The sequence below is a fragment of the Streptomyces sp. NPDC002156 genome, assembly GCF_053593675.1.
This window is the reverse complement of record NZ_JBSFDA010000282.1, coordinates 1-7,794: the sequence shown is the minus strand read 5'-3', so window position 1 is coordinate 7,794 and position 7,794 is coordinate 1. Positions and strand designations below refer to the sequence as shown.

The following is a 7,794-nucleotide window of genomic DNA, read 5'->3' as shown; positions in this document are numbered from 1 at the left end:
TCCGGCGTTTGAGGACGAGCGCGTTCAGCGCGACAAGGGGGGTCTGGGGGCGCAGCCCCCAGGGATGGGAACGGGTAGGGGCGGCGGGGGCGAAAACACCCCCACAGCAACCCCCACCCACCCGCGGACAAAGAAGGAGCACCCGTGCCTGAGGGGCACACGATCCACCGCCTGGCCCAGGACTACAGCGCCGCGTTCCTAGGCACAGCACCCCAAGTAACCAGCCCCCAGGGCAAGTTCTCCGACGCCGCCGCCCTCCTCGACCGAGCGGAACTCACCCACACCGAAGCCCACGGCAAACACCTCTTCCTGGGCTTCCGCGAAGCGGACTGGATCCACATCCACCTGGGCCTCTTCGGCAAGGTCAACTTCGGCGCCACCCCCGCCCCACCCCCCACGGACACGGTCCGCCTCCGCCTGGCGAACGAAACCGCGTACGTCGACCTCCGAGGCCCCACCACCTGCGCCCTCATCACGGACACCGAGAAGCAGGCGATACGCGCCCGCCTGGGCCCGGACCCCCTCCGCGAGGACGCGAACCCCGCCACGGCCTACACCCGCATCAGCCGCAGCCGCACGACGGTCGCCGCCCTCCTCATGGACCAGAAGGTCATCGCGGGAGTCGGCAACGTCTACCGCGCCGAGGTCCTCTTCCGCCACGGCATCGACCCGTACCGCCTCGGCAGGGACATCACACCCACCGAGTGGACCGCGCTCTGGACCGACCTGGTCGCCCTGATGCGCGAGGGCGTACGCCACAACCGCATCGACACCGTCCGCCCGGAACACACCCCGGAGGCGATGGGCCGCCCGCCGCGCGTCGACGACCACGGCGGCGAGGTCTACGTCTACCGCAGGGCCAACCTGCCCTGCCATCTCTGTGGTGGCGAGATCCGCACCGCCGACCTCGCCGCCCGCAACCTCTTCTGGTGCCCGGCCTGCCAGGCCGACTGAAGGCCGAGGTCGGGGATCAGAACCCGTGGGACAGCCAGGGAGTCACCACGGACCCGAACGCCACCGAGGCCTCGGCCAGCGCCCCCTGCCGAACCTCCCGCACCCGCCCGGCAGCCGCCAGCCCGGCCAACGACACACCGCCCAGATAGGCGGACCCCAACTCCCGTACGGACAAGGCGAGATCAGCCGCGTCCTCGGTACGCACGCATACCGCCCCCTTGGCATCGCCGCTCAGCCGCCAACGCCCCGAGTTCCACGGACAGAACGCGTCCTCGACGTCGAACACGACATCCACCGGCGCCTGATAGGTCCGCGCCTCCAGTGCGGCCCCCAGGTCCACCAGCCGTACGTACAGCGCGTCCCGCCTGCGCAGCCCGCACCGCCGGATGTCCGACACCATGTGATGCCAGGGCTCGTCGACCGGCTGTCCGCGCGCGATGATCTTCGAGGTCAGGTCGAGATCGAAGAGGAACCGCCACAAGGCAGCGTGCGAAGGGGCGTCAAGCGCATGCACATCCTCGACGACAACCGCGCTGTTGGACCCGGAGACGTCCCAGTCGGGCTTGACCCGAAACCGAGCGAACCCCACAACATCCCCGCCCCGCTCGGCGACAACACACTGCAAGGGCGAAGCCCCGTCCCGCTCGCTCTCCGGATCGAGCACCCCGGCCCGCGCCCAACCAGGCATCCGCGCCAGCATCCCGGGCCGCTCCGGCACCCGTCGCGCGTACACCGCCTCGCAGACGTCCAGGGCCTCGGTCGGTACGGCATACCGCAGCCGTACGTCATCGGCCCCGTCCGGCACCGACAGCCGCACCCGCGTCGTGTCGATCTCGATGGTCAGCGAGTGCGTGGCCAGGCCGTACCCGAACCGCCCGTAGATGGCGGGCTCGGAGGCCGTCAGCACCGCCAGGGGCTCGCCCCAGCTCCGTACGTCGTCCAGCTGCCGACGCATCATCGACGTGAGCACCCCGCGCCTGCGATGCGTGCCGGCGACGCCGACCATGGTCACGCCCGCGGCCGGGACGGAGGCTCCACCCGGTACGGTTACCTGGAAAGTGAAAGCGCTCGCACTGCCGACGCACAGGTCACCGTCCCAGGCGCCCACGGAACGGTCGAGTTCGGTAAGTGATTTCCACAACTCCCGTTCCTCGGCGGACTCGGTCATTCCGCCGAAGGCACGGAGCAGGTTGTCGTACCACTGATCCCAGTCGTCGGGCCGCAGTACCCGCAGATCGGTCGTGCCGGAAGGCGTACCGGAGGTCCTGGAGGTCGTCATAGACCATGACTACCAGGGCATTGCGGGACGAGCGAGGGAATTTCTCCCTCGTGGCCTCGGACCGGCTCTCGGTGGGTTTCACTGTGAAGTTGAACCTCGGACGGGGGACAAGTGGGACCTCCCGTGCCAAGCAGCTGGTCCGATGGATAGGGTCCCGAACTAATGGCAGCAGGACGAGAGCGGCGCGCGGAAGCCGAGACGTTCACGGCCCGGTTGAAGAAGCAGGTTCACCGGGCCCGCACCGGCGTGCGCAGATCCGCCGTGGACTACTTCCGGGGCGACGGTTCGGACTGGATCGCGCTCGCGGGCCTGCTCCTCACGATCCCGGTCATCGCGGCCATGACCCTCGCCAACTCGGTGTGGTGCTCACCGGCCCTGCTGGTCCTCCCGATCGTCGCCGGCGGCCTCCTGCTGCGCCCGGCCAGCCTGCTGAGCCTGTACGCGGCGGCGGCGTCGGCACTGATCGTGGAGTCGGTGAAGCTGGGCCCGTACACGGAGGGCCCGAGCCGGGTCACGCCGGGAGTGGTCCTCGTCGTGGCAGCCTGCGGCTTCTTCGGCCTTCTGATCGCCCAGTTCCGCAGCCGCGTGGGCGTCCCCTGGCGACGCGGCGGCACGATGCTGTTCGACCTGCGTGAACGCATCCGCGTCCAGAGCAAGTTGCCGCAGCTGCCGCAGGGCTGGCACCGGGAGATGGCGCTGCGCCCTGCGGGCGGCCAGTCGTTCTCGGGCGACTTCGTGGTGGCGGCCCGGACGAACGGGGGCCGCACGATGGAGGTCGTCCTGACGGACGTCTCGGGCAAGGGAATGGACGCAGGCTCCAGAGCCCTCCTGCTCTCAGGAGCCTTCGGAGGCCTACTGGGCTCGCTCCCGCCCCACGCCTTCCTCCCGGCGGCGAACGGCTACCTCCTCCGCCAGGACTGGGACGAGGGCTTCGCGACCTCGATCCACCTCGTCCTGGACCTGGACTCCGGCGACTACGAACTCTTCTCGGCCGGCCACCCCCCGGGCCTCCAGCTCAGCGCGGGCACGGGCCGCTGGGAGGAAAAGGCCGCGGAGGGCCCGCTGTTGGGCGTGTACGACGGCGCCCAGTTCGACCCGGTCAAGGGCTCCCTCCGCCCCGGCGACGTCCTGATGCTCTTCACGGACGGCCTGGTGGAAACCTCGGACCGAGACATCGTGGAAGGCATCGACCGCCTGACAGGCGAGGCGGACCGCTACGTGGCAGGCGGCTTCCACGGAGCGGCCTGGCACCTCATCGAGGCGGTAGCCAAGGACGTCAACGACGACCGAGCCCTCCTCCTGATCTGCAGAGAGGGCCCAACAGCCCAGGCGACTATCTGACGCGGCGCTTCAGCCCGTCCGGCGTTTGAGGACGAGCGCGTTCAGCGCGAAAGGGGGTCTGGGGGCGAAGCCCCCAGGGGACGGGAATGGGTAGGGGCGGCGGGGGCGAAAAAACCGGGCACCCACCCCGCAGCAACCGGCCCCAACACCGCCAACACCAGCACATACCCCGCGATGAACGGCGACAGCCGCGCATCCAACCCCGCCCCCGCAGCCATCGTCGCCAGAATCAACGCGAACTCCCCCCGAGCCAACAACGTGCTCGAGATCACGGAAGCCCCCCGCGCCCCGAACCCGTACACCCGAGCCGCCCCCACCCCCGCCAGCACATTCATCCCCAACGTCACAGCCACCGCCGCCAACACCGGCCACACCACCACCGGCAGATCCCCAGGATCGATCGACAGCCCGAACGCGAAGAAGAACATCGCCCCGAACGCGTCCCGCAACGGATGCACCAGCTTCCGTATCCGCTCCCCGGACGCCGTACTCCCCAGCATCAGCCCCACCATGAACGCCCCGATCGCGTCCGCGACCCCGAACCACTCGGACACCCCGGCCACGAACACCGCCGCGCCCAGGAACGAGATCACCAGCAACTCGTCGTCCTCGACGGCGAACAGCCGCCCCACGACCCGCGTGCCGAACCGGGCCGCGAGCGCCAGCAGCAACAGGAACCCGAAGGCCTTGCCCCCGTCGAGAACCGCAGCCCCCAGCGAATCCGCCCCGGACAACACCGGCTGCAGCGCGGCGAGATACAGCGCGAGGAAGACGTCCTCGACGACGATGATCCCGAGGATCGGCTTCGCCTCGGGACTGCCCAGCCGACCGGTGTCGACCAGCACCTTCGTGACGATGGCGGACGACGATATGCCCAGCACCCCGGCGAGGACCAACGCCTCGGAGGTGCCCCACCCGAGGGCGAATCCGAAGCCCAGGCCGGCGCCGACGTTCAGCGCGAGATACGTGCCCCCGGCCAGCGCCATCCGCCGGCCACCCGCCTTGAGGTCGTCCAGATGGAATTCGAGGCCGAGATAGAAGAGCAGCAGCACGAGCCCGAGGGCCGAGAGCATCTCCATGTCGTGCGGGTCGGAGACCAGCACGATGCCGGGGGTGTGCGGGCCGAGCAGTATCCCGGCCAGGATGAAGAGGGGGATGGTCGGCAGCCCGATCCGGCTGCCGAGCCGGGCGAGAACCGCGGCGGCGAGAAACGCGCCGCCCATGGCGATCAGAGTGTCCGCGTGTCCGATGAGCCTGCCTCCAGAGTCAAGAGAACGTCAAGAAACCGTCAATACTTACTTTACCAAACGATTTCTGATCCCCGCCGAGCCATCCACAACCCCACACTGACCGGATGACAGAAACCCCTCCGAACCCTCCAATGCCCCCAATACCCCTGACCCTGGCCGAAGTAGAGGCGAAGGCGCGGGCCGCACACGCCACGCAGACGGACAAGGCCGGCCGCCCCTACGCGGAGCACCTCCAGGCCGTGGCCGAGGGCGTACGCGCGCGTGGCGGCGACGACGAGCAGATCGCGGCGGCCTGGCTGCACGACGCCGTGGAGGACGACGCGCTCCCCGAGAGCTGGCTGGAAGAGGCCGCACTGTCCCGCCGTACGAAGGACATCGTGCTGGCCGTCACCAAGCGAGCGGGGGAGGCCCCCGAGGCGTACGCCCGGCGCATCCTCGACACCCCGGGCGCACTCCTGGTCAAGGAGGCGGACCTGGCGCACAACGCGGACCCGGCCCGCCTGGCGGTACTCGATGCACCGACCCGCACTCGCCTGACCGAGAAATACGTCAAAATGCGCGCGCTTCTCGGTCTGTAGAGACGTAAATATCCATCTAATTGCCCATAAAGAACATATTTCTGTGCTCTTGGTTTCTCTATGGTAATAAATCGATCTCGTGGGGCCGATGATGCGTCACCGGCCGCATAGGGTGGCCTGGTTGGTGGCACGATGGATCTGGCGGGGGTGCGAGGGAACGCATCCCTGGGCCGGTAGAGCGGACCGACCATAGGGTGTGATCAGTGTGGCCATTTCGTTGTCAGTGGTGCTGATGTTGGGAATCATCCTGGTGGTGCTGATTCGCGGAGGCACGATCAAGGCGGGCCCGGCGGTCGTCGCCATACTTTTCGGCTTCTTCCTCGCCTCGACCGGCATGGCCGACGACATCCAACGCTTCCTGAACTCGATAGCCGACACGATCAACGAGATCCAGTTCTGACCGCCGTGGGGAAACGCGATCGGCCCGGTTCCAGGGGAACCGGGCCGACGACGAAGACAGAGCGGGCGACGGGAATCGAACCCGCGTAGCTAGTTTGGAAGACTAGGGCTCTACCATTGAGCTACGCCCGCACGCATGCGCCGCAGGTCAGATGACCGCGGCACAGAAGGCATCGTAGCGGTTCATGGCACCTCGACGCACACCCCGTTTCCACTCTTGAAATGCGGCAACCCCACAGCCTGCGGGCATGTACCCTACGTGTCGCACCAGACGGGGTGTGGCGCAGCTTGGTAGCGCGTCCGCTTTGGGAGCGGAAGGCCGTGGGTTCAAATCCCGCCACCCCGACCACCTGCCGGACCACCGGCGAGATCACCTTTTGGGGCGAGTACCGCCTGCGGCTACTATGCAAGCTGCGCGCCCGTGTGTCTGCGTTGTTACGTCCCTCAAGGGCCGCGAATCCGCTGAGCTCAGGCACGTCCGGCAGAGGACAGCAGCAGAACCCTCAGCAGAACCCCAAGAAGTCAGCCCCCAAGGAGACCGAACCGTGAAGAGCGCCGTGGAGACCCTGAACCCGACCCGGGTTCGGCTCAGCATCGAGGTGCCCTTCGAGGAGCTCAAGGACAGCCTCGACGCGGCGTACAAGAAGATCAACCAGCAGGTCACGGTGAAGGGCTTCCGGAAGGGCAAGATCCCGGCGCGCGTCATCGACCAGCGGTTCGGCCGCGGTGCGGTTCTGGAGGAGGCGGTCAACGACGCGCTCCCGAAGTTCTACACCGACGCGGTCAACGAGGCCGAGCTGAACGTCCTGGGTCAGCCCGAGGTCGACATCACGGAGCTGAAGGACGGCGAGACGCTGAACTTCACCGCCGAGGTCGACGTCCGCCCGACCATCGAGATCCCGGACTACTCCGGCATCGAGGTCGAGGTCGACGCGATCGAGGTCACCGAGGAGGACATCGACAAGTCGGTCGAGCAGCTCCGTGAGCGCTTCGCCGCCACCTCCCCGGTCGAGCGTGCCGCCGAGGACGGCGACGTCGTGACGCTGGACCTGGAGGCCAAGGTCGACGGCGAGGTGCTGGAGGACGGCGTCGCGAGCGGCGTCTCCTACACCATCGGCTCCGGCGAGCTGCTGGACGGCGTCGACGCCGCGGTGACGGGCGTGGCGGCCGGTGGCGAGGCCACCTTCACCTCCGAGCTGAAGGGTGGCTCGGCGGCCGGCAAGGAGGCCGAGGTCACCGTCAAGGTCACCCAGGTCGCCGCCCGTGAACTCCCGGCCCTGGACGACGAGTTCGCCCAGCTCGCCTCCGAGTTCGACACCCTGGAGGAGCTGCGCGCGGACAGCCGCAAGCGCCTCGAGAACATGAAGCAGTACGACCAGGCCACGCAGGCCCAGGAGCGAGTCCTGGAGAAGCTGCTTGAGCTCGTCGAGGTGCCCGTCCCCGAGAAGCTGCTCGAGGACGAGATCAACACCCGCAAGCACAACCTGGAGCACCACCAGCTCGGCCAGATGGGCCTCGACCTCGAGAAGTACCTCGAGATCCAGGGCAAGACGGCCGAGGAGTTCGACACCGAGACCAAGGAAGCCGCGGTCAAGGGCATCAAGACCCAGTTCGTCCTCGACGAGCTGGTCAACAAGGAGAAGCTGAACGTCAACCAGGAGGAGCTCACCGAGCACCTCATGCGGCGCGCGGCCTCCTCCGGCATGTCCCCCGACCAGTTCGCCCAGGCGGTCGTCGAGGGCGGCCAGGTCCCGATGCTGGTCGGCGAGGTAGCCCGCGGCAAGGCCCTCGCGGTCGTGGTCGAGGCCGCCACGGTCAAGGACACCAACGGCGAGATCATCGACCTCGACGACGAGGAAGAGGACGAGACCACGGAGACGGCCGAGGCCGCCACCGAGGAGACCCCGGCCGAGTCCACCGAGGACAAGCCCGAGGCCTGACACCAACGGCACCTCTGACAGACGTACGACAGGCCCCCGGGAACACTTGTTCC

At 68.2% G+C, this 7,794-nt stretch carries 7 protein-coding genes and 2 tRNA genes; 6 read left to right on the top strand and 3 right to left on the bottom strand.

Annotation, left to right across the window (positions count from 1 at the left end; all coding sequences use genetic code 11):
• The first annotated feature begins 144 nt into the window (after positions 1-144).
• Positions 145-954 carry an Fpg/Nei family DNA glycosylase gene (locus tag ACWCRB_RS47900; protein ID WP_451002083.1) on the top strand — a complete coding sequence of 270 codons (810 nt, stop codon included), beginning with the start codon at positions 145-147 and terminating at the stop codon, positions 952-954.
• Between the two features lie 16 nt (positions 955-970).
• On the opposite strand, the gene ACWCRB_RS47895 is transcribed toward ACWCRB_RS47900, so the two are convergent.
• Positions 971-2,233 carry a GNAT family N-acetyltransferase gene (locus ACWCRB_RS47895; RefSeq protein ID WP_451002082.1) on the bottom strand — a complete coding sequence of 421 codons (1,263 nt, stop codon included), beginning with the start codon at positions 2,231-2,233 and terminating at the stop codon, positions 971-973.
• Positions 2,234-2,395: 162 nt separating this feature from the next.
• On the opposite strand from ACWCRB_RS47895, the gene ACWCRB_RS47890 reads away from it, so the two are divergent.
• Positions 2,396-3,574: a PP2C family protein-serine/threonine phosphatase gene (locus ACWCRB_RS47890; RefSeq protein WP_235479127.1), complete on the top strand. Its 1,179-nt coding sequence runs from the start codon at positions 2,396-2,398 to the stop codon at positions 3,572-3,574.
• Positions 3,575-3,615: 41 nt separating this feature from the next.
• On the opposite strand, the gene ACWCRB_RS47885 is transcribed toward ACWCRB_RS47890, so the two are convergent.
• A complete protein-coding gene (locus ACWCRB_RS47885; RefSeq protein ID WP_451002081.1) occupies positions 3,616-4,797 on the bottom strand; it encodes a cation:proton antiporter in 1,182 nt (393 codons plus the stop codon).
• A gap of 131 nt (positions 4,798-4,928) precedes the next feature.
• On the opposite strand from ACWCRB_RS47885, the gene ACWCRB_RS47880 reads away from it, so the two are divergent.
• Both ACWCRB_RS47880 and ACWCRB_RS47875 read left to right on the top strand, forming a co-directional pair.
• The gene (locus ACWCRB_RS47880) at positions 4,929-5,402 is read left to right on the top strand and encodes an HD domain-containing protein (RefSeq protein ID WP_451002080.1); all 474 of its coding nucleotides are present in this window, start codon (positions 4,929-4,931) and stop codon (positions 5,400-5,402) included.
• A gap of 205 nt (positions 5,403-5,607) precedes the next feature.
• Positions 5,608-5,802: a hypothetical protein gene (locus tag ACWCRB_RS47875; protein ID WP_006383514.1), complete on the top strand. Its 195-nt coding sequence runs from the start codon at positions 5,608-5,610 to the stop codon at positions 5,800-5,802.
• A 60-nt stretch (positions 5,803-5,862) separates the two neighbouring features.
• Here the strand turns inward: ACWCRB_RS47875 and ACWCRB_RS47870 are convergent.
• A tRNA-Gly gene (locus tag ACWCRB_RS47870) sits at positions 5,863-5,933 on the bottom strand.
• A 140-nt stretch (positions 5,934-6,073) separates the two neighbouring features.
• Here ACWCRB_RS47870 and ACWCRB_RS47865 point away from each other — a divergent pair.
• Together ACWCRB_RS47865 and tig are read left to right on the top strand one after the other, a co-directional pair.
• Positions 6,074-6,150: transfer RNA gene (locus tag ACWCRB_RS47865), tRNA-Pro, on the top strand.
• 196 nt (positions 6,151-6,346) lie between these two features.
• A complete protein-coding gene (gene tig, locus ACWCRB_RS47860) occupies positions 6,347-7,741 on the top strand; it encodes a trigger factor (RefSeq protein WP_451002079.1) in 1,395 nt (464 codons plus the stop codon).
• Positions 7,742-7,794 lie beyond the last annotated feature (53 nt).

Excerpts from the sequence above, each read along its gene's own strand:
- ACWCRB_RS47885 (WP_451002081.1), bottom strand. The coding sequence starts at position 4,797 with ATGGGCGGCGCGTTTCTCGCCGCCGCGGTTCTCGCCCGGCTCGGCAGC.
- ACWCRB_RS47880 (WP_451002080.1), top strand. The coding sequence starts at position 4,929 with ATGACAGAAACCCCTCCGAACCCTCCAATGCCCCCAATACCCCTGACC.
- ACWCRB_RS47895 (WP_451002082.1), bottom strand. The coding sequence starts at position 2,233 with ATGACGACCTCCAGGACCTCCGGTACGCCTTCCGGCACGACCGATCTG.
- ACWCRB_RS47890 (WP_235479127.1), top strand. The coding sequence starts at position 2,396 with ATGGCAGCAGGACGAGAGCGGCGCGCGGAAGCCGAGACGTTCACGGCC.